Origin of the sequence: Lentzea sp. NPDC051213 (genome assembly GCF_044455585.1) — a bacterium.
Taxonomy (GTDB): Bacteria; Actinomycetota; Actinomycetes; order Mycobacteriales; family Pseudonocardiaceae; genus Lentzea.
Genome location: NZ_JBITEX010000003.1, coordinates 185871 through 209405, shown reverse-complemented (window position 1 = coordinate 209405; position 23535 = coordinate 185871). Strand labels below are relative to the sequence as shown.

The window sequence follows — 23535 nt, the reverse complement described above, 5'->3', positions numbered from 1 at the left end:
TTTCGGGGAAGCGCCACACTTCCGTGTGGCGCTTCTTCGTGTTCGGGTGTCCAATTCGGACTTGTGCTCAGGCTCGGGTTGGTTCTCGTGCTGTTGCTGGCGGCTGCCCCGGCTCACGCCCTGCCGCTGAACGCCGCGTGCCGGGTGCCGGGTGTCCACGACCCTGAGGTGATCAGGACCGTGCACTTGGTGGGCCTGTCGATGCGGGTGAGCGACAAGGTGATGCTCGCCGGGTTCGCGGCCGGCTGGGTCGAGTCACACATGAACAACCTCGACTGCGGCGACCGTGACTCCCTGGGCGTGTTCCAGCAACGGCCGTCGATGGGGTGGGGCACGCCCGAGCAGATCATGGACGTGTCCTACGCGGCGCGGCGGTTCTTCGAGTACGCGGCGAAGATCGACCGGCCGGACCTGACGCCGGGACTGCTCGCGGACGCCGTGCAGCGGTCGTGCTGCCCCGAGCGCTACGACCAGGCGCTGGACCGGGCCTCGTCGATGCTGCGGCAGGCGTGGCAGGGCGGGCCAGAGGTCGTGGACGGCGGTGTCTACGTGGTGCGGGACGGCGATGTCTGGGTCGATGACACGCGGCTGAGCACGTCCGGTGACTTCGTTGGACGTCCTTCGGTGGCCGGGAGCCTCGTGTTCGCCCGGACCGTGCGGGGTGCCGTGATGGTGCTGTCGGACGGGGCGTGGCGGCAGGTGGCTGCCGGAGTGGCGGGTGATCCGGAGGCGGTGCTCCGTCCTGATGGGACGGTCAGGCTGTACGCCGTGGCCGTCGACGGCAGCGTCCAGGAATTGTCAGACCCTTCTGCGACGATAGGAGTGGGGGCCTCAGGCTCCCCCCAGGCGGGGGGCGAATCGGGATCGATTCCGTTGAGCCCGCCGGGGTTCGCCGCCGGCAAGCCCTCGGCGATCGCGTACCTGGACGGCTCGGTGGCGGTGTACGTGCGGTCCGGCGCCGCGCTCGTGGTCAGCATCCCGGGCGGGTGGCGCGAGGTCGCTGGCGGTCTCGAAGGATCGCCGGAGGCGGTGCTCCGTCCTGATGGGACGGTCGGTGTCTACGCGCTGGTCGACGGCCGGGTGCACCGCCTTGGCACGGCCTGGGAGCAGGTGAGCGAGGGTCGTTTCATCGATTCCGTGTCGGCCCGGCCGGATGGCTCGGTCTTTGCGCGGCGAGCCGATGGCACAGTGGTCAAAGTCGGTTGAACGGCTCCGAGTACCGGAACGCACCCGCCCGCACCGGCGCGAACAGCCGAGCCTGAAAGTGCGGCGCCCACTCAGGAACCGGCGGCGTGATCCCGAACTCCGACGCCAGCCGAAACCCGAACCGCGAGTAGTAAGCGGGGCTGCCGAGCAGGATGACCGCCAACTCACCCCGAGCCTCCGCCGCACCCAGCACAGCATGCACCAGAGCCTTGCCGACACCAGCGCGCTGACGATCCGGATGCACCGCGATCGGCCCGAGCCCGAGCACCGGCACTTCCTCGATGTACCCGCGGGTGCACACGACGTGGCCGATCACGCCGTCCGCCACCAGCGACAGCTCCGGAATCCACCCCTCGTCCGCACGCAGCTCGTCGATCAGACCGGCCTCGGGGCCGTGCTTGAAGGCCAGGTCGGTCACGGCACGAATGGCGTCGATGTCTGCGGGTGTCTCCCGCCGGATCAGCATGACGCGCACTGTGGACCGACGAGTCGTCGCGCGCCACTGAGTTTTCGCCGCCATAATCCGCAGCGTGGTCGTGAGACAGACCGTGATGGTGTGCGTACTTGCCGTGTTGGCGTACCTCGGGTTGTGGGCGTTGTTCAGCACGGACGACGACGAACCCGCGCCCGCAGCTTCGATGTTCCTCACCGACTACTCGAAGGCGTCGGAGGACACCTGCGTCAAGTTCAACGGTCCCGGCGAGAACGACCTGGGCCTCACCGTCATCGACTGCAACGGCGACCGGGCCGCGTTGAGGATCGGGACCGTGCTCACGGAGACGTCCGCGGATTGCCCTCGCGGCGAGTACAAGGTCCTGCGCGACACCAGGCACAACGCGGCGCTGTGCCTGCTGCCGAACGCGAAGGAGGGTGACTGCTTCGAGCTCGACACCGAGGACCTCCAGCGGTCCGTGGTGTCCAAGTTCGACTGCGCGGCGCCGCGGGTGAACGTGCAGGTCGTCGGCATCGCGAAGGAAAGTTGCCCCGAAGAGGCCGAACTCGGTGTTCCCTATGAGGACATGACGTTGTGTCTGAGGAGAGTGCGTTGATCTTCTTCGAGGGGCCCGAGCAGTTCGACGCGTGGTTGCACGAGAACGGCGCCACGGAGAGCGAGCTGTGGATCAAGTACGCCAAGAAGACCTCAGGGCTCAAGTCGATCAGTTACGACCAGGCGCTGGACATCGCGCTGTGCCACGGGTGGATCGACGGGCTCGTGCGCTCCATCGACGAGACCTACTACTCGCAGCGCTGGACGCCGCGACGGGCGCGCAGCAAGTGGTCCAAGCGCAACTGCGGCAAGGTCGAGGAGCTGATCGCGGCCGGCAGGATGCTGCCCGCCGGGCTCGCCGAGATCGAGAAGGCCAAGGCGGACGGCCGTTGGGAGGCCGCCTACGCGGGGCCCGCGACGATCGAGATGCCGGACGACCTGCGGGCGGCGCTCGACGCGAACCCCGAGGCTGCCAAGGTCTTCGAGACGCTGAGCAGCCAGAACCGGTACGCGGTGCTGCTGCGCGTGCACGACGCGAAGAGGGCGGAGACACGCCAGAAGCGCATCGCTCAGTTCGTTGAGCGGCTGGCCGAGGGGTGGAAGCCCTACCCTTGAGAATCATGAAGTGGTTCCGCCGCCGCAAGCCCGAAGACGACGCTCCTACGCACGTGCCTAGCGCTCAAGAGGCCGCCGAACGGTTCTGGGAGCGGTGGTTCGAGCTGGTCCCGGTCGTGAGCGCGGCGCTGGGAGACGGGGAACCGCACCGGGTCGAGGACGAGCTGCAGGAGCTGGTCGCCGGTCTGCACCCGGACCTGATCTTCTCGCTCGAACAGGGCCACCTGGCGATGTACGCGCTGGTCGTGACGGGTCAGGAAGACCCGCGGCTGCGCCCGTACACCGACGCGTGGATCGCCGCGGCGCCGCCGACCGACATGGTGTGGGAGTTCCACGACTCGGTGCCACCGGTGCCGGACCCGACCGAGGTGATCGTGAACCTCGGCGGCGTGAAGCTGCGGCTGGGCGACTACCGCGTGGTGGCCCAGGTGGACGGTGACGTGGTGGACGTGGCCGTGTACCACCCGGCGCTGGCCGAACTGACCGACCAGCAGCGGCAGACGATGACGTTCCTGCCGCTGGACGTCACGCTCGGCGAGCGGCTGGCGGGGGAGCGGCTGCGCCGCGTGGAGACCGCGCAACTGGAGCCCGCGGGCACGATCAGCCTGCTGGAGCTGCGTTCACTCGTTCGGACACTCGCCGAGGTTTCGGACGACTAGAACTGTCAGACCAGGTCACTAAGCTGTCGGACGTGACCAGCGAGAGCCTTGAAGACGTCCCCGCAGAGGTGCGCGAGCGGCATGCCGTGCTCGCGGAACAGGTGCGCTCGCACCAGTTCCGCTACTACGTGCTGGACGATCCGATCGTCACCGATGGTGAGTTCGACGATCTGCTCAAGTCGCTGGAGGCCTTGGAGGCCGAGCATCCCGGCCTCGCCACACCGGACTCGCCGACGCAGCTGGTCGGCGGCACGTTCTCGACCGAGTTCAAGGCGGTCGACCACCTGGAGCGGATGCTCAGCCTGGACAACGTGTTCGCCCAGGACGAGCTGACGGGCTGGTTCGAGCGCGTCCAGAAGGACATCGGCGCGGGCACGCACTTCCTGTGCGAGCTGAAGATCGACGGTCTCGCGATCAACCTGCTGTACGAGAAGGGCAGGCTGACGCGCGCGCTGACCCGGGGGGACGGGCGCACCGGCGAGGACGTGACGCTGAACGTCCGCACCATCGCGGATGTGCCCGTGGTCCTCAAAGGCTCCGACGAGTACCCGGTGCCGGATCTCGTCGAGGTCCGCGGCGAGGTCTTCTTCGCGGTCGAGGACTTCCTGGCGCTCAACGCCTCGCTGGTCGAGCAGGGCAAGCCGCCGTTCGCGAACCCGCGCAACACCGCCGCGGGTTCGTTGCGGCAGAAGGATCCCAAGGTCACCGCGGCCCGCAAGCTGCGGATGATCTGCCACGGCATCGGCAAGTCGGCGGGCTTCGAGGTCGCCCGCCAGTCGCTCGCGTACGAGGCGCTGAAGACGTGGGGTCTCCCGGTCTCCACGCACACCAAGGTGCTCACCGACCCGGCGGACGTCCGCAAGCACGTCGAGTACTGGGGCGAGCACCGGCACGACGCGGTGCACGAGATCGACGGCGTGGTCATCAAGGTCGACGAGGTGTCGCTGCAACGCCGCCTGGGCACGACGTCGCGCGCTCCCCGGTGGGCCATCGCCTACAAGTACCCGCCGGAGGAGGCCACCACGACCCTGCTGGACATCAAGGTCCAGGTGGGCCGCACCGGCCGCGTCACGCCGTTCGCGCTGATGGAGCCGGTGAAGGTGGCCGGCTCGACGGTCGCGCGGGCGACGCTGCACAACGGGTCCGAGGTCAAGCGCAAGGGCGTGCTGATCGGCGACCGCATCGTCATCCGCAAGGCGGGCGACGTGATCCCCGAGGTGCTGGGCCCGGTGCTGGCCGCGCGGCCGGCCGACGCGCGCGAGTTCGTGATGCCGACGCGCTGCCCCGAGTGCAACGCCGAGCTGCGCCCCATGAAGGAGGGCGACGTCGACATCCGCTGCCCGAACGCGGAGACGTGCCCCGGTCAGCTGCGCGAACGCCTGGCGTACCTGGCTTCCCGCGCCGCGCTGGACATCGAGGTGCTCGGCTACGAGGCGGCCGCCGCGATCACCGAGTCGACGGTGTACACGAACGAGGCCGACCTGTTCGACCTCGACGCCGACGCCCTGCAGCAGGTCGAGCGGTTCACGACGAAGAACGGCGAGCTCTCCGCGAACGCGCTGAAGCTGCTGGACAACCTGGAGTCCGCCAAGTCCCGTCCTCTGTGGAGGGTCCTGGTCGCGCTGTCGATCCGCCACGTCGGCCCCACCGCGGCCCGCGCGCTGGCCATGCAGTTCGGCTCGATGGACGCGATCATCGAGGCGGAGGAGGAGGTCCTCGCGAGTGCGGAGGGCGTCGGCCCGACCATCGCCACAGCGGTCGTCGAGTGGCGCGAAACCGAGTGGCGCCAGGGTGTGGTGGAGCGCTGGCGGGCCGCGGGCGTGCGGATGGAGGACGAGCGCGACGCGTCCATCACCCGCAACCTCGAGGGCCTGTCCATCGTGGTCACCGGGTCGCTGAACGAGTACTCCCGCGACGAGGCCAAGGAGTCCATCCTGGCCCGCGGCGGCAAGCCGGCCGGTTCGGTGTCCAAGAAAACCGCTTTCGTGGTCGTCGGCGACTCGCCAGGATCCAAGTACGACAAGGCCATCTCGCTGAAGGTCCCGGTTCTCGACGAGGCGGGTTTCCGCGTCCTGCTGGAACAGGGCCCGGACGCGGCGAGGGACGTGGCCGTCATCGGGGAAGAAGGCTCAGATGGCTGACCTGCTCATCCGCCCGGCCCGCGAGGCCGACCTGCCCGCCGTCGGTGCGATCACCGTCGAGGCGTACCGGGTCGACGGCTTCCTGGACGGCACCGACGACTACGCCGACACCCTGGCCGACGCGGCGTCCCGCTTCCGCGACGCCGAGCTGTTGGTGGCCGTCGACGGAGCCTCCGCCGAGGTCCTCGGCTCGGTCACGGTCGTGCACCCCGGCACGCCCTACGCGGAGATCTCCGAGTCCGGCGAACTGGAGTTCCGCATGCTCTCGGTCGCGTCCTCGGCGCGCGGCCGGGGCGTGGGCGAGGCCCTGGTGCGCGCCGTGATCGACCGGGCCAAGGCGGCCGGTGCCGGGCACGTCGTGCTGTCGTCGTCGGAGAAGATGCTGACGGCGCACCGGTTGTACGAACGGCTCGGGTTCACGCGGATGCCGGAACGCGACTGGGCACCGCTGCCCGGCGTGAACCTGGTGGCCTACGCCTGGGGCATGCCCGCCTAGGGAACCTCGGCACCATTCGCGCGTCTACCCAGCGAGTGCGAATGGGGGTTCGCGAGATGAGATCTGCCGCTGTGCTGCTCGTGTCCGCGTTGCTGCTGGCCGCATCGGCCGGGCCAGGCCGCCTGCCCGACCACGAGCGGCGACAGATCGAGGAGCTCGCCCGAAGCTACTTCCAGCACCGCGCGGACAAGCTCACCAACAGCCCGCAGGTCTCCGGCTTCGGTGTGCCCACGACCGAAGCCTTCGCGGCACAGCTGCGCATCGACGAGTCCAAACTCCACGCCCGCCGCGAGCGGCACAACTCGTACTCGCCCGGCGGCTACTACTCCCACGCGAAGGCCCGCATCACGCTGAGACGCGTCGTGGTGGACCCGGACGGCAGCGTGATCACCCACATCCGCGAGGAGACCGCACTGCACTACCGGGAGTTCGGCGGCGTGACGCACAGCAGCTTTGCCATGACGCACGTGCTGATCTTCAACCGCACCGCACACGGCTGGGTGCTCGCGGCCGCCATGCAACCACCGGGTGCCGTGTGCAAACTGCCGCCGAACACCCAGTTCTGCGGCAGGCTATCCGAGCCATGACATGATCCGCGCCCGCAACTTGAGATCCCCCGCCGCCTGCTCGTACAGCAGTTCGCGCAGCACCTCCGCGGGCAACGATCTCAGCTGGTCTCGAAGCTCGACGTCCTCCGCATCCGGCGGCGGCACGGTCTCGCCGCGGTCCAGCAGCACCAGCCCGACCGCCACGCAGTGCTTGCAGAAGAACCCCTCGGACCCGTGCGGACAACTGCACGCGCCGACCAGATGTGTACCCGACCACGAGAGCTCCACCGCGTACGCGGCGTCCTCGCCTCCCCGCACCCGCGCTGTCACGTGCCGGCTGTGCACCCGCAGGGACAGCACGGACTCGCGGTAGGTGAGCCCGCGCCAGTACGACTTGGTGCCCGCGCGGTGCAGCAGCAGTTCGGTGGTGAGGGTCGTCGACACGAAGGTCATCCAACCGGGTGACCCACGAGAGGAACAACATGATCGCGATCGGCCCGCTCGAACCCGCAGACCGCGAGCGGTGGCAGGAACTCTTCGAGGGCTACAACACCTTCTACGAACGCACGCTGCCAGCGGAAACCTTCGACGAGAAGTGGAAGGCCTTCCTGGCGGGCAACCACATCCACGCTCTGGGCGCGCGCCTGGAGGGCGAGCTCGTCGGAATCACGCACTTCTTCCAGCACCCGAGCACGTCCGGCCCGGACGTCTGCTACCTGCAGGACCTGTTCACCGCACCCGAGGCGCGCGGCCATGGTGCGGGCCGCGCGCTCATCGAGGCGGTGAAGGAGTGGGCGCAACAGCGCGGGTGCTGCCGCGTGTACTGGCACACCAGCGAGTGGAACGAGACCGCCCGCGGGCTCTACGACCAGGTCGCGGAGAAAACGCAGTTCGTCCACTACCGGATCGTGCTCTAACGGGCGGTGGCCTCCAGGTCGAGCAGCGTCACGGCCGCGCGGAAGAACTTGTTGGTGCCCAGGTCACGCACGGTCTTGATGTTGAACGCGGCCTTGAGCTTCTCCGCGTCGCCAGGGCTCACACCCTGCAGCGCGTCGACGGGGGCGTCCAGGATCTCGGTGAGCGGGAGGTTCTCGTAGGCCTTGTCGAGCAGCATGTCGAGGTTCACGGTGACAGCCATGATCTTCTACCTCCGGGGTTGGGGCGATCACGCCCGATTCTGGTGGTAGATCACCGACTCCGCAGAACATGAGGGACTCACCGGCGGCCGGCCTCGGGCGGCCCGACAGGCAGAGGAATCACCGCTTCCGCCTGACCGCGACGACGATCACCGTCACCACCGCGAGCAGCCCGGCCAACCCCAGCGCCAGATCGCCCAGCGCCAAGTCGGTCTGCTGGGCGAGAACAACGGCCAGTCGCATAGCTTCAAACTAACCCTTGGAGCAACGCGCGCAGCGGTTTTGTGTGGGACCGTATGAACTGTGCTGCAAGCCTGTCTGAACGGCTCCCGCACAGCCGAGGAGCACCCGGCCCTGCCACTGACCCCCGAGCGCCTCGCCGAGGACGCCGCCGACGTGGCCGCACTCGGCGTCACCTCGGTGCACTTCCACCCGAGAGACGTCATCGGCGCGGCCACGCTCGCCGGCCCGGAGATCGCCACCACGATCGCCACGGTGCGTGCCGCCGTGCCGGGCATCGAGATCAGCGTGTCGACGAACGTCCCCGGCAACCGCCTCGCGGTGATCGCCAGCTGGGCACCGCTCGCGGCGGGCCGGCCCGACGTCGCGAGCGTCCACGTCGACGACCCCGGCTGGCGGGAGCTGGCCCAGGCCCTGCACCAGGTCAACGTCGGTGTGGAGCTCGTCGTCGAAAGCGTCTGTGACCTCGGACCGGTGCCACCGGGCGTCACCCGGATCACCGTCACGGCGACGCCCCAGACCGCAGAAGAACTCTTGCGCCAGGTGGAACCGCTCGGTCTGCCGATCCTGTTGCACGGCAGGGAGAACGACGCCTGGCCGGTCTTCACCTACGCGGTGAGGCTCGAACACCACGTGCGCATGGGCCTGGGCGACACCCTGAGGCGACCGGACGGCGTGCTGGCCAGGAACAACGCCGAACTGATCGCGACGGCAAGAAGGAACCAGAGGTCCAAGGCCCCGAGCTGATCCGGCACCCAGAAGGCCGAGCCCCGAACTAGTCGGGCAGCACGACCGCGACGATTCCGGCCAGGTGCGCCAGCCGAGCCACCTCGGCCGCGCGGAACATCGGCCCGCCGGGCCGGCCGACGACGAGCACCCGGTCCGGCTTGCCCAGCGGCGTGGCCGCCAGCTCCGTGCCCAGCTCACGCCAGGTCTCCGGCACCCACTCGTCCTCGCCGTCGAGCACGGTCGCGCGCTCCAGCGGGAACCACGGCGCGTCGGCGATCCGCGTCTCCGGTGCCGCGGACGACGAGGTCAGCCTCCCGACACCGGTGCCCTCCGGTCCGACGACGACGGCCCAGCCGGCGCGGATGATCTTCGGGACGCCCTCGGTGAAGACCTCGAGGCCCTTGCGCGGTTCCTCGGCGACCTCTTCCACGAGCTCCAGCTCGCGGTGGGTGTCCAGAATCCCGGCATATGGGCGCACGGCGTCGACCTCGACACCTTCGACGGATTCGGCCGCGGTGATCAACGTGTCCGGCAGCCGGCCGGACGGCAGCTCCACCACGAGGTCGTCGATGGCCAGCCCGGAACCGCGTTCCACCACGTCGACGCTGAGTATGTCCGCCCCGATCTCGCCCAATGCCGTTGCGACCGCGCCGAGGGTGCCGGGACGGTCCGGGAGCTGGACCCGGATCAGGAAGGACAAGGTGAACGCCTCCATAGCTCGTGCGCGAGACCCCGCGTCTCGCGCCGTTGCCGGTCGGTGATTCTCGCAGACGCATCCTTGACGCATGACCCGCTGGTCGCGTTGCGGAACGGTTAAGTTGAGATGCTGGTCAGCAACCCGTTCGAAGGCGCACCTGACCAGCCCATAGACTCACGGGGTTCCCGATTCGTATCCCGACCCTACGGGGGTTGACAGGAGTGCCCAGCATCTCCCGCGACGAGGTCGCGCACCTGGCGAAGCTCGCCAGGCTGGCTGTTACCGAGGACGAGCTCGACTTGTTCGCCGGACAGCTCGACGTGATCCTCCAGTCGGTGGCCACCGTTGGCGACATCGCCACGGCCGACATCCCACCGACGTCGCACGCCGTTCCGCTGACCAACGTCTTCCGCGAGGACGTGGTCCGTCCGAGCCTAGGTCAGCAGCAGGCGCTCTCCGGCGCTCCTGAGGCCGAGGACGGCCGGTTCCGCGTGCCCCGCATCCTGGGTGAGGAAGCATGACCAACGACCTGATCCACACCACCGCGGCCGAGCTCGCCGCGAAGATCCACAGCGGTGAGGTCTCCAGCGTCGAGGTCACGCAGGCCCACCTGGACCGCATCGCCGAGGTCGACGGGAAGGTCCACGCCTTCCTGCACGTCGACGCCGAGGGCGCGCTCGCGCAGGCCCGCAAGGTCGACGACGCCGTCAAGGCGGGCGAGAAGGTCTCGCCGCTCGCCGGTGTGCCGCTCGCGCTCAAGGACGTCATGACGACCGAGGGCATCCCGACGACCGTCGGTTCCAAGATGCTCGAGGGCTGGCTGCCGCCGTACGACGCGACGGTGACCCGCAAGCTCAAGGAAGCCGGCGTCGTCATCCTCGGCAAGACGAACATGGACGAGTTCGCCATGGGTTCGTCGACCGAGAACTCGGCGTACGGCCCCACGCACAACCCGTGGGACCTCGACCGCATCCCCGGCGGTTCCGGCGGTGGCTCGTCCGCCGCGCTGGCCGCTCACCAGGCGCCGCTCGCGATCGGCACCGACACCGGTGGCTCGATCCGCCAGCCCGGCGCGGTCACCGGCACCGTCGGCGTGAAGCCGACCTACGGCGGTGTCAGCCGTTACGGCCTCGTCGCGTTCTCGTCGAGCCTCGACCAGGCCGGTCCGTGTGCGCGCACGGTGCTCGACGCCGCGCTGCTGCACGAGATCATCGCCGGCTACGACGAGATGGACTCCACCTCGATCAACGCCCCGGTGCCGCCGGTCGTCGCCGCTGCCCGCGAGGGTCTGAAGGGCGACCTGTCCGGTGTGCGCATCGGTGTCGTCACGCAGTTCAGCGGTGACGGCTACCAGCAGGGCGTGCTGCGCAGCTTCGAGGCCGCCGTGTCGCAGCTCAAGGAGCTCGGCGCGGAGATCGCGGACGTGTCGTGCCCGAGCTTCGACTACGCGCTGCCGGCGTACTACCTGATCGCGCCGAGCGAGTGCTCGTCGAACCTCGCCCGGTTCGACGCCATGCGCTACGGCCTGCGCGTCGGTGACGACGGCACGCGCAGCACCGAAGAGGTCATGTCGCTGACCCGCGAGGCCGGCTTCGGCCCGGAGGTCAAGCGCCGCATCATCATCGGCACGTACGCGCTGTCGTCCGGCTACTACGACGCGTACTACGGCTCGGCGCAGAAGGTCCGCACGCTGATCACGCAGGACTTCGCGAAGGCGTTCGAGAACTTCGACGTGCTCATCTCGCCGACGACGCCGACCACGGCGTTCAAGATCGGTGAGCGCGCGAACGACCCGATGGCCATGTACAAGGCCGACCTCTGCACGATTCCCGCGAACCTGGCGGGCACCCCGGCCATGAGCGTGCCGAGCGGTCTGTCCGATGAGGACGGTCTGCCGGTCGGCCTGCAGATCATGGCGCCGGCGCTGCAGGACCACCGCATGTACCGCGTGGCCGCTGCCTACGAGGCGGCGCGTGGTGCGTTTGGAGGCCCGTCGCTGTGAACATCAAGAAGGCCAAGGGTTTCCTCGGTCTCGCGGGTGCCGTCGGTGGCGCCGTGGCCGCGGTTTCCGGCCTGCGGGCCGCGCGGGAGAAGAACGACAAGCTTGCTCTGGCGAACGCGATCGCCAGCATCGCCGTGGCGATCACCGGTGCGGCGCTGGCCGTTCGCGCTCTGCGGAAGGACGACCTGGCATGACCTCTCTGGTTGAGCTGATGGACTACGACGAGGTCGTCACGAAGTACGACCCCGTCCTGGGTCTTGAGGTGCACGTCGAGCTGCACACCAACACGAAGATGTTCTGCGGCTGCGCGAACATCTTCGGTGGCGAGCCGAACACGAACACCTGCCCGACGTGCCTCGGCCTGCCGGGCGCGCTCCCGGTGGTGAACGCCAAGGCGATCGAGTCGGCGATCCGCATCGGCCTCGCGCTGAACTGCGAGATCGCCGAGTGGTGCCGGTTCGCGCGGAAGAACTACTTCTACCCGGACATGCCGAAGAACTTCCAGACGTCGCAGTACGACGAGCCGATCGCCTTCAACGGCTGGCTCGACGTGACGCTGGACGACGGCGAGGTCATCAGGGTCGAGATCGAGCGCGCGCACATGGAGGAGGACACGGGCAAGTCGCTGCACGTCGGCGGCGCGACCGGTCGCATCCACGGTGCCGAGCACTCGCTGCTCGACTACAACCGCGCCGGTGTGCCGCTGATCGAGATCGTCACCAAGATGATCCCGGGCACCGCCGAGCGCGCTCCCGAGGTGGCCCGCGCGTACGTCACGGCGCTGCGCGACCTGCTCAAGGCGCTCGACGTGTCCGACGTCCGCATGGACCAGGGTTCGCTGCGCTGCGACGCGAACGTGTCGCTCTCGCCGAAGACCACCGGCGCGCTGGGCACCCGCACCGAGACCAAGAACGTCAACTCGCTGCGCAGCGTCGAACGCGCTGTCCGCTTCGAGATGACGCGGCAGGCCGCGGTGCTCGAGTCCGGCGGCGAGGTCACCCAGGAGACCCGTCACTTCGACGAGTCGTCCGGCAGCACCTCGCCCGGCCGCAAGAAGGAGACGGCAGAGGACTACCGCTACTTCCCGGAGCCGGACCTGGTCCCGATCGCGCCGTCGCGCGAGTGGGTCGAGGAGCTGCGCGGCACGCTGCCCGAGCTCCCCTGGGAGCGCCGCGCGCGCATCCAGAAGGAGTGGAGCCTCACCGACGAGGTGCTGCGCGACCTGGTCAACGCCGGTGCGCTGGACCTGATCATCGCGACGGTCGAGGCCGGCGCCAAGCCGGACGAGGCCCGCCCGTGGTGGGTCAGCTACCTCGCGCAGCAGGCCAACACCCGCGGCGTCGAGCTGACCGACCTGCCCATCACCCCGGCCCAGGTGGCACGGGTGATCGAGCTGGTCAACTCCGGTGCGCTGACCAACAAGCTCGCCCGCGAGGCCGTCAACGGCGTGCTGGAAGGCGAAGGCTCGCCGGACGAGGTCGTCGAGAAGCGCGGCCTGAAGGTCGTCTCGGACGACTCGTCGCTGGAGAAGGCCGTCGACGAGGCTCTCGCGGCGCAGCCGGACGTGGCTCAGAAGATCCGCGACGGCAAGATCCAGGCGGCCGGCGCGATTGTCGGTGCGGTCATGAAGGCGACCAAGGGTCAGGCCGACGCAGCACGCGTTCGCGAGATCGTGATCGCACGCTGCTCATAGATACATAATCGAAGCGAGAATCACAAAGGGTCACCTGTTCGTGCAGGTGACCCTTTGTGATCTTAGGCCGGACGGGTGGCTGTTAGCTAATTGAGACGTATACGTGTAGCCGTGTGTGCGACTCTCTCGTTGCAACTCATCTGGGGGGATGAGAGTAAATAGGTCAAACGAGGGGGGATACCTCATGAGCGCACAGCGTGAAGGCTTCTTGGACGACATCCTTGAGAAGGTCAAGGACATCATCACGCCTGACGACGACAACAAGCCGGACGGGCCGGTGGTCGAGCCGAAGTGCTGCGGCCCGACGCCGAAGTTCGCGCCGACGGCGGAGGACTTGACCGCCGAGGAGTCGAAGGTGCATGACGCGGACTGCCCGAACCACCCGGACAATCTGCCCAAGGACGTCGTGGCCTAGGTCACACTCCGCGCTGTCCGTCATCCGGCTCTGCGCCTGGTTGGCGGACAGCGGCGTTTGGTCGCATGTGGTGTGATGATCACATGCCCGCTCGTGCTCTGGACAGAGCGCGCGAGTTGTACCAGAAGGGGTGGACGGAGCAGGACCATTACCGCTTCCCGTCTGCCATCCGCCTTCACAAGCGTGCACTCGTGCACGCCGATCGCGCGCCTGACAGTCCGGAGCGGACGGAGCTGCGGGCTCGCATCCTGTATTGCCTGGGTGACGCCACCGCTGAGGCCAGCGGCTCGGACACCGCCGTCGAGCTGTTCGACAGCGCCCATCGTGAGATCGAGCTGCTTCCTGATCCGTGGTTGCGTGTCCTGCTGAAGGGCAACTCCGACTACTACCGCGGCAGCATGATCATGCGGATGGGCCAGCCCGAGCAGGCGGTCCAGTGGTTCAGCCCCTTCATCGACTTCGCCGAAGACGCGATGCGGACCTCGCCGGAACGAGTCGACGCGGAATGGGTGAACCGGCTCGCGTCGTCGTTGATCGCCAGGGCTTACTCCAACGCGGCCATTCGTCGGCGTCAGACCGCGATCGCTGATCTGGAACGGGTGTCGGCTCTCAGCCTCGAACACAGTCTGGACCGGCTCTATCCGTACACGGTCGTTGCGCTCGCCAACACCTACAAACAGAGCGGCGACGTAGTCGAAGCGCTGAGGCGCTACGAGGAGGCGGAGAACGTTTTCCGCGCCCACCAGAAGCCTTCGCTGCTCGCCAGCGTTCAGCTCCTGCACGCGGAGTGTCTGCTGATGGTGGGCATGTCCGACCACGTCGGCCGGATGCTCGACGAGGCGTTGCCGGTACTGCGCAAGAACAAGGTCAGCCAGGACATCGCCGAGGTGGAGATGTACCGGGCATCGGCGGCACTCCTCGACGATCAGTACGACCTGGCCCGTCGCATGGCGAAGGCTTCCATGCGCAAGCTGGAGAAGCGCGGCAGCACCTGGTGGATGGTGGCCGCGCTGATCGAGCTCTGGGCCCACGCCATGCAGGTGAAGCGGGTGACGAACGCGTTGGTGCAGAAGGCGTTGACCCTCTCCGAGCACCTCGCGGCCAACCACCTGATCGACGAAGCCCGGCTGGCAGGGTTGCTGGCCGTCCGGCTCCAGGTTCGCAGGCGCCGGATCACAGAGGCCGAGGAACTGCTGAGCCGCCTGCCGGGTCCGCGCGCGGTCACGCCGATCGACCACCGCATGCAACGCCGACTCGTGCTCGCCGAGCTCGCTCTGGCCAAAGGAGACCGCCGCACCGCATTGCGGCACGCGCGCAAGGGGTTGGACGAGCTCGGCCTGGTGCGAGACCAGCTCGGGGGACTCGAACTGGTGTCCGCGACCGCGGTGCACGGTCGTGAGCTGCGTGAACTCGCGATCCGCCTGGCGCTGGAGAGCAACAACGCGCGCCAGATGTTCGTGTGGCTGGAGCGCACCCGAGCACAGGCCTATCGCTACGAACCGCAGGAACTCATCGAGAACATCGAGCTGGCAGAACGCATCGCCGAGGTGCGCGGGCTCGGCCGGGAGCTGATGCGCGCAGGTCTCGACGGTCGATCGACCAGCGAGCTGCGCAACGAGCTGGTGAACGCGCAGCGCGAAGCGACCAGGCTGGGCTGGCACTCGCAGCGGTGGGGACGCACGCGTGAAATGGCGACGATCAACGAGGTGATCGCCGAGCTGGGCGAGCGTGCCATGGTCAGCTTCGTGGTGTCCGGTGGGGACATGGTGGCCGTCGTCGTCGCGGGCGGCCAGGTGCGGATGGTCCGCCTCGGTGCCGCGGACGACGCGTTGGAAGGGGCGCAGAAGCTCCACATCGACCTCAACGCCCTGGCTCCCGACTACCTCCCACCGCCGCTGGTCGAAGTCATCGGCGGGTCGGCGCGCAGGCAGGCAGCCGCGCTGGATTCGTTGCTGATCAAGCCGTTGATCCACCTCATCGGTGAACGGGAACTGGTCGTGGTCCCGACCGGTCCGCTGTACACGGTGCCGTGGGGTGTCCTCCCGAGCCTGCACGGCCGCCCTGTGGTCACGGCGCCCTCGGCGACGGCCTGGCTCGCCGCGGCCCAGGCCGACAAGCCGAAGGCCGATCGGGTGCTGCTGGTCAGGGGCCCGAGCCTGCAGTTCGCCGACGACGAGCTGGACCGGCTGGCCTCACACCACGACAGGGCGAAGGTTCTGTCGGGTGGGGACGCGACCGCGGCGGCGGTGCTCGCACATCTCGACGGCGCGGATCTCGTGCACGTGGCCGCCCATGGTGAACACGAGAACGAGAACGCGCTGTTCTCCCGGCTCGAACTCGTCGACGGCCCGCTGTTCGCTCACGAACTGGGTCGTCTTCGTACGCCGCCTGCGCATGTCGTCCTGTCCGCCTGTTCGCTCGCCTCGAACCGCGTTCGCCCTGGTGATGAGGCCCTCGGATTCGCCGGCGCGATGCTGGCGGGCGGCACGAGGACCGTCGTCGCGGCGGCCAGCAAGGTCGGCGACGAGACCAGCGCGGCCGCGATGGCGGACTACCACCGGGCGCTGGTGGCGGGCGCCGCGCCAGCCGTCGCGCTCGCTGAAGCGATGGCGAAGGACCCGTTCCGCAGACCGTTCCTGTGCCTAGGTTCTGGCTAGTCCGTTCGAGTGGTTGTCTCGCGGTCAGCAGGCTGAACACGCAGGTCAACTGTGACTTGTGTACCGCTCACGTTTGCTGTTGGTGAACTTCTCTCGCTTACGCCTCGCGGTCTGTGCCACTCTGGGTTTAGACCCAGATGCACGAACGGCCTTGTGTCATCTGGTCGAAGTCATGACCGAGGGGAAACCGGTCACGGTCGCCGCAGCCACTCAGGGGGTGGGGCTGGGGTGACGGTGTCCGTGCCAACGGCCCGCCTATCGGCTCTAGTCGATGAGCGGGCCGTTGTGCGAGAACGTCCACATGCGCAGATCTCTGCTTGCTGTTCTCTTATCGGTCGCCGCGGTGGTGGCAGCACCCACCACGGCAACAGCACAACCGTCGAATCATGATCGTGAGCCCGGAAATGGGCCTGAACGCAATGAAATCGCCGTACAGGACAACGCGTTCGCCGCGCAGTCCGTGCTGGCACAGGGGGAGAATCAGGCCGACCGGCACCAGGGTTATCCGCGCAGGACGAAGCTGCGGACGTACCCGGAGAACCCGGCCGACAAGGCCATCAAGCTCGGCCTCGCGCCGTACCACTCGCTCGCGCCGAAGCTGAACGCGTTGCAGCAGAAGAGCAACCGGATCTCGGTCGAGGTCGCTGGCCAGTCAGGCCTCGGCCGCGACCTGTACCTGGTCACGCTGACCGCCCCGGAATCGCCGCTCGAAACCCGCGTCCAGGAACGGTTCCGCGCCACCATCGAGGAGGGGCGCAACGTTCCGGCCGGCCTCTACAAGGCGCCGATCTGGATCAACAACAACATCCACGGCGACGAGTGGGAGGGCACCGACGGCGCGTTGCGGGTCATCGAGCACCTTGCCACCTCGAACGACCGCGAGGTGCAGAACCTGTTGCGCCGCAGCAGGATCTACTTCAACCTCACCGCGAACCCGGACGGCCGCGTCGCCGGCACGCGGGAGAACTCCGCGGGCTTCGACCTCAACCGCGACTTCGTCACCAACTCCCAGCCGGAGAACCGGGTGATGCAGGAGATGGTCGAACGCACCCAGCCGCTGATGATGCTGGACGAGCACGGCTACTCGGCGAACACGCTCATCGAGCCGACCACGCCGCCGCACGGCCAGAACTACGACTTCGACCTCTACATCAAGCACGGCTACGCGGGTGGCCTGCAGATGGAGAAGGCCGTGCAGGCGCTCGGGCATCCCGAGGCCGCGAAGCCGGAGATCCCGTTCCGCGACTACCCGGTCGGCGAGTGGGACGGCTGGGCGCCGATCTACACCGCGCAGTACGCGATGTACCACGGTGCCGTCTCGTACACGATCGAGATCCCGATGCGGGTCAACCGCGGCGACTACAACACCCAGCCGGTGGCCGAGCTCCAGCGGCGTTCGAAGATCAATGCCGACGTCGTCGAGGCCACCATCAAGTCCACGCTCGACTACGTGGACGACAACCGGCGCAACCTGATCGCCGGCCAGAGCGAGATGTTCCGCCGCGGCGCCGCCGGTGAAGCGCAGCGCTACATCCCGGACGGGTTCGTGCCCGGTTTCGGGCCGGAAGACCGCTTCAGCACCGAGTTCCCCCGCGCGTACGTGATCACCAACGACCGGTCGGCACCCGCCACCGCCCGCCTCGTCGACCAACTCGTTCGGCACGACGTCCGGGTGGAACGTGCGGAAAAGCCCTTCACGCTGAGTGGTAAGCGTTATCCCGCCGGGTCGTACGTGGTGGACATGCACCAGCCGAAGCGCGGCCTGGCGAACGTGATGCTGGAGCAGGGCAGCGACATCTCGGACAAGGCACCGGTGATGTACGACATCTCCGGCTGGAGCCACCGTTTGCTGTGGGGTGCGTCGGTCGACGTCTACAAGTCGGGCTCCTTCCGGTTCGACGGCAAGCCCGTCGTCGCCGCGGCACCGACCGGTGACGTGAACGCCGCACCGGGCGCCGACCTCGCGCTGACCCTGACCGACGGCAAGGACGTCAACGCCGTCAACGACCTGCTCGGTCGCGGTATCGAGTTGCGTCGCCAGGACGACGGCACGGTCGTCGTGCCCGCACGGGAAAGGGCGGCGGCGAAAGAGGTCGCCGACCGCTACGGCGTGCGGTTCACCACCGCCAAGCCGGGTGGTGTCGCGTTGCAGCGCAAGGTGGTCGCGGCCGCGGTCAGCGCGGACGAGCTGCAGGTGCTGCGCGAGTCCGGGTTCGAGGTCCGCACGATCTCCACGGCCGTGCTGAACGCGGGCTTCGACTGGTCGCGCATCGACGTGCTGTACGTGGGTGCCGGCCTCGACTACGCCGGGCTCAACGCCACCGCGAAGGCGTCGCTCAACGCGTTCCTGCAGCGCGGCGGCGTGGTCACTCGCGGCCGTACCGGCAGCAAGTTCAACGTCGACGCCAAGCTCCTGCAGGCCACCCCGGTGGCGGGCTGGGAGGACGCCAACGGCGTGGTGAACGTGGTCAACGGCACCGGGCCGATCGGCACGGGCGCGCTGCCGCACTCGTTCGTCTACGGGCCGCAGTGGTTCACGAACCTGGGTGCCGGCGTGACGGTCGAGCAGCGCTACGGCTCCACCGTCGTCGCGGCGGGCCACTGGCACGCACGGGCCAACGGCACGGGCGGCCAGGACGCCGCCGCTGGCCAGGCGGCGGTCGTCTCCGGTACGTCGGCGAACGGCACCAAGACCGTTCTCTTCGGCACCGAGCCCATGTTCCGCAACCACCCCAAGGGCCTCTACGCCCAGGTGGCCCGCGCCCTCTTCTGGGCGGGCAGCCGCTAGCGAAAAGCGCACGCGGGGAGCTTTCGTGCACTCTTGGAGCACGAGAGCGCCCCGCGTGCGTCGAGCAATCAGGCCGGGGAGGTCACGCTTCCCCGGCGCCGGGCGGCAGGAAGCCGTGCGCCGACAGGTCGAACCAGTTGCCCTCCGGGTCGATCGCCCGGTACTCGGCGAACGGCCGGTCCCCGCCGCGCAGCGCGGGCTTCGGCTCCAGCGTCTCCAGATAGGGCTCGACGGACTCGACGTGGAAGCCGAAGTGGTTGAAGCCGGTCGGCACGTCCCCGTCCAGCCGCTGCTGGATCAGCGCCAGGTTGAGGTACCCGTCGGTGACGAAGTGGCTGCCGTCCGGGTCGGTGTGGAACAGCTCCATCCCGAAGTGCGACGTGTAGAAGTCGGCCATCTTCTTCGGGTCCTGCACGACGAACGCGATGTGCCGCAGCCGTGGCCTGCTCATCACTGTCCCTTCGGGATCATGTTGTGGAACGCGGCGATCTCACACACGTCGTCACGTTGCACGACAACGGCCTGCGCGTGTGTGGTGATGCCTGCCGGGGCGATGGAGGACGTGACGTGGACGATCGAGATCCCGTCGGTCAGCGGCCTGATCAGGCTGATCTCGGCGGTCAGCTTCGTGTCGCGGTACGGCCCGGCGAAGAGCGTGCCGTGCCCCAGCGCGACGGCCCGCCGCCCGAACAGCTCCTCACCGCGCACCGTCACGAAGTCGACGTCCTCGCTGAAGACGCTGGCGAACAGGTCGCCGTCACCCAGCGCCCAGCCCTGTTCCATCCGTCGCCAGAGTTCGTAGATCTGTTCAGTCACGAGTGGTTCACCCTCAACGGCAGGCGCAGGCAGTCGTCGTCCCACGCGGCAAGCGAGTAGTAGAGGCCGCCGTGGCGGCTTTCCAGGTAGCAGACGACGTTCACGGGCCATCCGCTGCTGCGGAACATGTGCTCGTCCATCGGCGTCGGGCTGTCGCTCAACGGCCGGTTGCGCTCGCACACCGGCCCGAGCCGGTGCCAGTCCGGGTGCAGGTGGATCGAGCCGAGCACGTCCAGACCCCGCGCGTCCGCCGAGCGCGTGATCGTGAGCAGGTCGGCGGGGTCGAGCCACCACGCCCGCACGGGGTTCTCGTACGCCGTGCCGAACCGCGGCACGATCGTCGACGCGAACTCCTCCCGCGCGCTCGGGTCGGTCAGGCGCGCGTTGCGGCCGAAAGCCACGTCCTGGACCACGGCCTCGGCGCCGGCGGTCCGGCCGAGCAGCACTGCGAAACACGGTCTCGGCTCATCCTCCGTGATGAACGAGTATTCGGCGGATGCAGCCTCCAGAAACGTTTTCACTGCGCGATCCGAAAACAGCACCGCGTCGGTGCGAGTCGGGCGCTCGGCCAATTTCATCACGTGAGCGAACGTATCGAGACGGGATCGTCTCGCGCGAGATTCCGGACGGTATTGGCCCTATTACATTGAGCGATAACATGAGGCCCATGCGCCTTGAAGTGCGGCATCTCGAACTGGTCGTGGCGATCGCCGACTGCGGCAGCCTGCGCAAGGCCGCTGCGCGCCTGCACCTCACCCAGCCCGCGGTGACGACACAGCTCAAACGCATCGAGGACCATTTGGGCGGCGCGCTGTTCATCCGAGTGGCGGATGGTGTGCGCACTACGCCGACCGGTGCGGATTTCGTGCAGGAAGCGCGTTCGATGCTCTCCCAGTTGCACACGCTGGAACGCGTAACACGCCGTAACGCGGACAGTTCCGGTGCTCCTACCAGGCTCGCGGGAATCCCCGCCTATCACTTCGGACTACTGGTGAGCGCTCTCGGCGAGAACGTCACGAGCCGAACGATCAAGGAGACCGGCACGCTCACCGCGTTGCTCACGACGGGTGAACTCGACGTGGCCGTCATGCGGCAGTTCCCCGGAACTCCGCTTTCCTTTCCGCCGAACGTCGGACACCGCCTGCTCACGCGCGAGCCGCTGTTCGTCGGCGTGCCGATGCACCACCCGTACGCGGGGGAGGACGAGGTCCCGCTGTCCGCTCTCGCCGGCGACAAGTGGGTCATGCCCGAGCCGGACGACAGCGGCATGAACGCCCACTTCGCCCGCCAGTGCGCGGCCGCCGGGTTCGACCAGCGGATCGCCCACTTCAGCAGCGAGCCGCACGTCGCGATGACGTTGATCAGGGAGTCCGGCGCGGTCTGCCCGCTCTACCCGGTCGGCGGCACCCCGCCCGGCGTCGCGCGGCTGCCCGTCGCCGGGAACCCGCTGGTCCGCGAGGTCGTGCTGGCCTGGCGCACGGACGCGCCGGTCGCGGCCGAGATCGACGACCTGTGCGACCTGGTCGCCGCCGGGTACCTGAAGCTGGTCGAGGAGAGCGAGGCCTACGCACGGTGGTGGCACGACGGAGGAGAGGCGTTCGCCCTCAGCCCGTGACACACCCGCGGTTCAGTCCTTGCCGCCGCCGGCCGGGCTTTCCCGCACGATGATGACGACCCGGTCGTCCGACGACACGGGCTGCCCGCCGACCTTGTTGACCGTGCCGACGAGCGACGCCGTGTCGTTCAGCATCTCCATCGGCCCCATCCGGCCGTAGCCGTCCTCCTGCATCCTGAGCTCGGGCTTGCCGGTGAACGCACCGGCGGCGTTCATCTGCAGGTCCTGCAAGCCGGGTGTCTTGGACGTCGTCACGGTCAGCATGTCCGAGTACGAGGCGCACCCCATCACGCCCGGCTTGTCCGGCCAGTTCCACGCCACCTCGCCGAGCTTGCCCGGCGTGACGCGGTAGACGACGTCGGCGTTCGTGGTCCAGTCCGTGACCCAGATCTTCTGGGCGTCCGCCGAGACGCACAGCCCGCCGGGCAGCCGCAGCCCGGACGAGACGACCGCGGAACCCGCGGTCGGGTTGCCCTGCGCGGGCTTGCCGGAGCCGTCGATCCGCAGGACCTTGCCGGCCAGCGAGTTCGGGTCGGCGGCCAGGGCGGGGTTCCCGGCGTCACCGGTCGCGACGAGGATCGAGCCCCTGCGGTCGCTCGCCAGCACACCGCGGTTGCCGGACGGGCCCTTCGGGATGCCGGTGAGGATCGGCTTAGGCGTGTCACCCGGCGCGATGCGCAGCACCCGGTTGTCCGTCGCGGTCGTCACGTAGACGTACGCGAGCTGGTCCTCGGCGAACGTGGCCGACAGCGCGAGCCCGGTCAGCCCGCCGTCGGTCGACGCGTCGACCTCGATCTGGGCGATCACGACCGGGTCGACGTCCTTGGTGACCTTGACCAGGCGCCCGCCGCGTTCCGTCGCGTACGCGGCGACGCCACCCTGCGCGTCCGCACCGATCGGGGCGACGCCCGTGACGGTGCTGAGGCAGGTGGCGATCACGGCGGGGTTGAAGTCCTTGCAGCCCTGCGGCGGCGGAATGCTCTGCGGCGTCTGGCCGCGGCCCTGCTCGCCCGGCGTAGGCCGGAACTCGCCCGGCAACTCCGGCCGCGGGCCGGCCTGCGGGGTCAGCTGTGGTTGTGCGCTCCAGCCCGTGGGTGGCGGCTCTTCTGGAAAGCTCGCGCAGCCCCCTGCCAGCAGGCAGGCGGCGGCCAACAACACGACGGAACGGACCACTACCCCAGGCTAGGTGCGGGACCGTGAACCCGAAGTGAACGCCTCGGCGGTGGCGAAGTCGACCGACCGCACCCGGTCCATCAGGAGATCGAGTTCGGCCGACACCACGTCGGGCGCCTCCAGCGGCAGGTAGTGGCTGCACGGCAGCACCCTCAGCCGTGCCTGGGGCAGCGCGCCGACCGGCCCCGCCATGCTCTCCGTCGTCGCCAGCAGGTCGTCTCGTCCGGCCAGCAGTGTGACCGGGCACACGATCGGGCTGAGATCCTGGCGCGGCGTCTCGCCCAGCGCGAGCGCCAGCGTGAAGTACCAGCGCCAGTCGTGCTGCAGGAACCGGCCGACCGCGTGCGTGACCGCCTTCGGGTCGCTGGTCGGCTTGATCACCCCGCTGTGCCGCAGCAGGAACGACGTCACGTCCGTCACCGGGATCCGGTGCAGCACGCTGTCCAGCACCGGACCGGCCTGCTGCAGCAGCCTCGTGCCCGTCACCCCGACGAACCGGCGGACGTTCTTCGGCAGCACCGGCAGCATGCCGTCGAACGAGTCGCCGGGCGCACCCGCCACGAGCAGCAGGCCCGACACCCGTTCCGGATGACGCAACGCCAGCTCGGCGGCGATCGTGACGCCCATCGACCAGCCCATGACGACGCACCGCTCGATGCCGGCGTCGTCCAGCACGGCGATCGCGTCCGACACGTGGTCGTCCAACGAGATGTTGCGCTCGTCGACGGGCCGGTCGGAGCCCATCGTGCCGCGCATGTACCAGCTGATCAGACCGTCATGGTCGGTCAGCGACGGCCAGGATTCCGGCCCGGACCCGACACCGGGGCACAGCAGTACGGGTGTGCCTTCACCCGATGCCTGCCATGCTCGGATCTTCGTGCCGTCCCAGGAGATGATGTCGTGCTCCCGCATGACCGCCAT

The 23535-nt window shown here is 68.6% G+C and carries 27 protein-coding genes; 17 read left to right on the top strand and 10 right to left on the bottom strand.

The features are described 5' to 3' along the window. The first annotated feature begins 63 nt into the window (after positions 1-63). Positions 64-1206 carry a hypothetical protein gene (locus ACIA8G_RS14485; protein ID WP_396418906.1) on the top strand — a complete coding sequence of 381 codons (1143 nt, stop codon included), beginning with the start codon at positions 64-66 and terminating at the stop codon, positions 1204-1206. Here the strand turns inward: ACIA8G_RS14485 and ACIA8G_RS14480 are convergent. Then, the gene (locus tag ACIA8G_RS14480) at positions 1193-1672 is read right to left on the bottom strand and encodes a GNAT family N-acetyltransferase (RefSeq protein WP_396418905.1); all 480 of its coding nucleotides are present in this window, start codon (positions 1670-1672) and stop codon (positions 1193-1195) included. The genes ACIA8G_RS14485 and ACIA8G_RS14480 overlap by 14 nt on opposite strands. Positions 1673-1736: 64 nt before the next feature. Between ACIA8G_RS14480 and ACIA8G_RS14475 the strand changes: the two genes are divergently transcribed. The 6 genes from ACIA8G_RS14475 to ACIA8G_RS14450 are packed head-to-tail and all read left to right on the top strand — an operon-like array spanning position 1737 to position 6692. Further along, positions 1737-2255 carry a hypothetical protein gene (locus tag ACIA8G_RS14475; protein ID WP_396418904.1) on the top strand — a complete coding sequence of 173 codons (519 nt, stop codon included), beginning with the start codon at positions 1737-1739 and terminating at the stop codon, positions 2253-2255. Beyond that, entirely contained in the window at positions 2234-2809 is a 576-nt protein-coding gene (locus ACIA8G_RS14470) for a YdeI family protein (protein ID WP_396418903.1), read from the top strand. The genes ACIA8G_RS14475 and ACIA8G_RS14470 overlap by 22 nt, the downstream gene beginning before the upstream one ends. Before the next feature lie 5 nt (positions 2810-2814). Then, positions 2815-3468 carry a hypothetical protein gene (locus ACIA8G_RS14465; RefSeq protein WP_396418902.1) on the top strand — a complete coding sequence of 218 codons (654 nt, stop codon included), beginning with the start codon at positions 2815-2817 and terminating at the stop codon, positions 3466-3468. 2 nt (positions 3469-3470) lie between these two features. Beyond that, entirely contained in the window at positions 3471-5609 is a 2139-nt protein-coding gene (gene ligA / locus ACIA8G_RS14460) for an NAD-dependent DNA ligase LigA (RefSeq protein ID WP_396419662.1), read from the top strand. Next, positions 5602-6105, top strand: a complete 504-nt coding sequence (locus tag ACIA8G_RS14455) for a GNAT family N-acetyltransferase (RefSeq protein ID WP_396418901.1) — start codon at positions 5602-5604, stop codon at positions 6103-6105. The genes ligA and ACIA8G_RS14455 overlap by 8 nt, the downstream gene beginning before the upstream one ends. Before the next feature lie 56 nt (positions 6106-6161). Next, positions 6162-6692, top strand: coding sequence for a hypothetical protein (locus ACIA8G_RS14450; protein ID WP_396418900.1), 531 nt, complete (start codon positions 6162-6164; stop codon positions 6690-6692). Here ACIA8G_RS14450 and ACIA8G_RS14445 read toward each other — a convergent pair. Beyond that, positions 6678-7097, bottom strand: a complete 420-nt coding sequence (locus ACIA8G_RS14445; RefSeq protein ID WP_396418899.1) for an SWIM zinc finger domain-containing protein — start codon at positions 7095-7097, stop codon at positions 6678-6680. The two genes, ACIA8G_RS14450 and ACIA8G_RS14445, sit on opposite strands and share 15 nt — an antisense overlap. Before the next feature lie 17 nt (positions 7098-7114). Between ACIA8G_RS14445 and ACIA8G_RS14440 the strand changes: the two genes are divergently transcribed. Further along, positions 7115-7570, top strand: a complete 456-nt coding sequence (locus ACIA8G_RS14440; protein ID WP_396418898.1) for a GNAT family N-acetyltransferase — start codon at positions 7115-7117, stop codon at positions 7568-7570. Here the strand turns inward: ACIA8G_RS14440 and ACIA8G_RS14435 are convergent. Both ACIA8G_RS14435 and ACIA8G_RS14430 read right to left on the bottom strand, forming a co-directional pair. Next, positions 7567-7791, bottom strand: coding sequence for a hypothetical protein (locus ACIA8G_RS14435; protein WP_396418897.1), 225 nt, complete (start codon positions 7789-7791; stop codon positions 7567-7569). The genes ACIA8G_RS14440 and ACIA8G_RS14435 overlap by 4 nt on opposite strands. 118 nt (positions 7792-7909) lie before the next feature. Continuing rightward, the gene (locus tag ACIA8G_RS14430; protein ID WP_396418896.1) at positions 7910-8032 is read right to left on the bottom strand and encodes a hypothetical protein; all 123 of its coding nucleotides are present in this window, start codon (positions 8030-8032) and stop codon (positions 7910-7912) included. Positions 8033-8092: 60 nt separating this feature from the next. On the opposite strand from ACIA8G_RS14430, the gene ACIA8G_RS14425 reads away from it, so the two are divergent. Then, positions 8093-8776: a 3-keto-5-aminohexanoate cleavage protein gene (locus ACIA8G_RS14425; protein WP_396418895.1), complete on the top strand. Its 684-nt coding sequence runs from the start codon at positions 8093-8095 to the stop codon at positions 8774-8776. 28 nt (positions 8777-8804) lie between these two features. Here ACIA8G_RS14425 and ACIA8G_RS14420 read toward each other — a convergent pair whose 3' ends face one another. Next, the gene (locus ACIA8G_RS14420; protein WP_396418894.1) at positions 8805-9458 is read right to left on the bottom strand and encodes an ACT domain-containing protein; all 654 of its coding nucleotides are present in this window, start codon (positions 9456-9458) and stop codon (positions 8805-8807) included. A gap of 218 nt (positions 9459-9676) precedes the next feature. Between ACIA8G_RS14420 and gatC the strand changes: the two genes are divergently transcribed. The 7 genes from gatC to ACIA8G_RS14385 all read left to right on the top strand — a co-directional run bounded on the left by gatC (position 9677) and on the right by ACIA8G_RS14385 (position 19010). Beyond that, a complete protein-coding gene (gene gatC, locus ACIA8G_RS14415) occupies positions 9677-9976 on the top strand; it encodes an Asp-tRNA(Asn)/Glu-tRNA(Gln) amidotransferase subunit GatC (RefSeq protein WP_086660690.1) in 300 nt (99 codons plus the stop codon). Beyond that, positions 9973-11457 (top strand): Asp-tRNA(Asn)/Glu-tRNA(Gln) amidotransferase subunit GatA, encoded by a 1485-nt coding sequence (gene gatA, locus ACIA8G_RS14410; RefSeq protein ID WP_396418893.1) that lies wholly within the window; start codon positions 9973-9975, stop codon positions 11455-11457. Before gatC ends, gatA begins: the two co-directional genes overlap by 4 nt. Further along, positions 11454-11651 carry a hypothetical protein gene (locus ACIA8G_RS14405; RefSeq protein ID WP_396418892.1) on the top strand — a complete coding sequence of 66 codons (198 nt, stop codon included), beginning with the start codon at positions 11454-11456 and terminating at the stop codon, positions 11649-11651. Before gatA ends, ACIA8G_RS14405 begins: the two co-directional genes overlap by 4 nt. Beyond that, positions 11648-13150 carry an Asp-tRNA(Asn)/Glu-tRNA(Gln) amidotransferase subunit GatB gene (gatB, locus tag ACIA8G_RS14400; protein WP_396418890.1) on the top strand — a complete coding sequence of 501 codons (1503 nt, stop codon included), beginning with the start codon at positions 11648-11650 and terminating at the stop codon, positions 13148-13150. The genes ACIA8G_RS14405 and gatB overlap by 4 nt, the downstream gene beginning before the upstream one ends. 184 nt (positions 13151-13334) lie before the next feature. After that, the gene (locus ACIA8G_RS14395) at positions 13335-13565 is read left to right on the top strand and encodes a hypothetical protein (protein WP_396418889.1); all 231 of its coding nucleotides are present in this window, start codon (positions 13335-13337) and stop codon (positions 13563-13565) included. Between the two features lie 191 nt (positions 13566-13756). Next, positions 13757-16222: a CHAT domain-containing protein gene (locus ACIA8G_RS14390; RefSeq protein WP_396418887.1), complete on the top strand. Its 2466-nt coding sequence runs from the start codon at positions 13757-13759 to the stop codon at positions 16220-16222. Between the two features lie 460 nt (positions 16223-16682). After that, the gene (locus tag ACIA8G_RS14385; protein ID WP_396418886.1) at positions 16683-19010 is read left to right on the top strand and encodes a M14 family zinc carboxypeptidase; all 2328 of its coding nucleotides are present in this window, start codon (positions 16683-16685) and stop codon (positions 19008-19010) included. 82 nt (positions 19011-19092) lie between these two features. Here the strand turns inward: ACIA8G_RS14385 and ACIA8G_RS14380 are convergent, their stop codons facing one another. The 3 genes from ACIA8G_RS14380 to ACIA8G_RS14370 are packed head-to-tail and all read right to left on the bottom strand — an operon-like array spanning position 19093 to position 20272. Then, entirely contained in the window at positions 19093-19461 is a 369-nt protein-coding gene (locus tag ACIA8G_RS14380; protein ID WP_396418885.1) for a VOC family protein, read from the bottom strand. Beyond that, a complete protein-coding gene (locus tag ACIA8G_RS14375; protein WP_396418884.1) occupies positions 19461-19826 on the bottom strand; it encodes an SgcJ/EcaC family oxidoreductase in 366 nt (121 codons plus the stop codon). The genes ACIA8G_RS14380 and ACIA8G_RS14375 overlap by 1 nt, the downstream gene beginning before the upstream one ends. Continuing rightward, entirely contained in the window at positions 19823-20272 is a 450-nt protein-coding gene (locus tag ACIA8G_RS14370) for a hypothetical protein (protein WP_396418883.1), read from the bottom strand. Before ACIA8G_RS14370 ends, ACIA8G_RS14375 begins: the two co-directional genes overlap by 4 nt. A gap of 221 nt (positions 20273-20493) precedes the next feature. On the opposite strand from ACIA8G_RS14370, the gene ACIA8G_RS14365 reads away from it, so the two are divergent. Next, entirely contained in the window at positions 20494-21441 is a 948-nt protein-coding gene (locus ACIA8G_RS14365; RefSeq protein ID WP_396418882.1) for a LysR family transcriptional regulator, read from the top strand. A 12-nt stretch (positions 21442-21453) separates the two neighbouring features. On the opposite strand, the gene ACIA8G_RS14360 is transcribed toward ACIA8G_RS14365, so the two are convergent. Then, positions 21454-22614 (bottom strand): PQQ-dependent sugar dehydrogenase, encoded by a 1161-nt coding sequence (locus ACIA8G_RS14360; RefSeq protein ID WP_396418881.1) that lies wholly within the window; start codon positions 22612-22614, stop codon positions 21454-21456. A 9-nt stretch (positions 22615-22623) separates the two neighbouring features. Then, positions 22624-23526: an alpha/beta fold hydrolase gene (locus ACIA8G_RS14355; RefSeq protein WP_396418880.1), complete on the bottom strand. Its 903-nt coding sequence runs from the start codon at positions 23524-23526 to the stop codon at positions 22624-22626. Between the last annotated feature and the right edge of the window lie 9 nt (positions 23527-23535).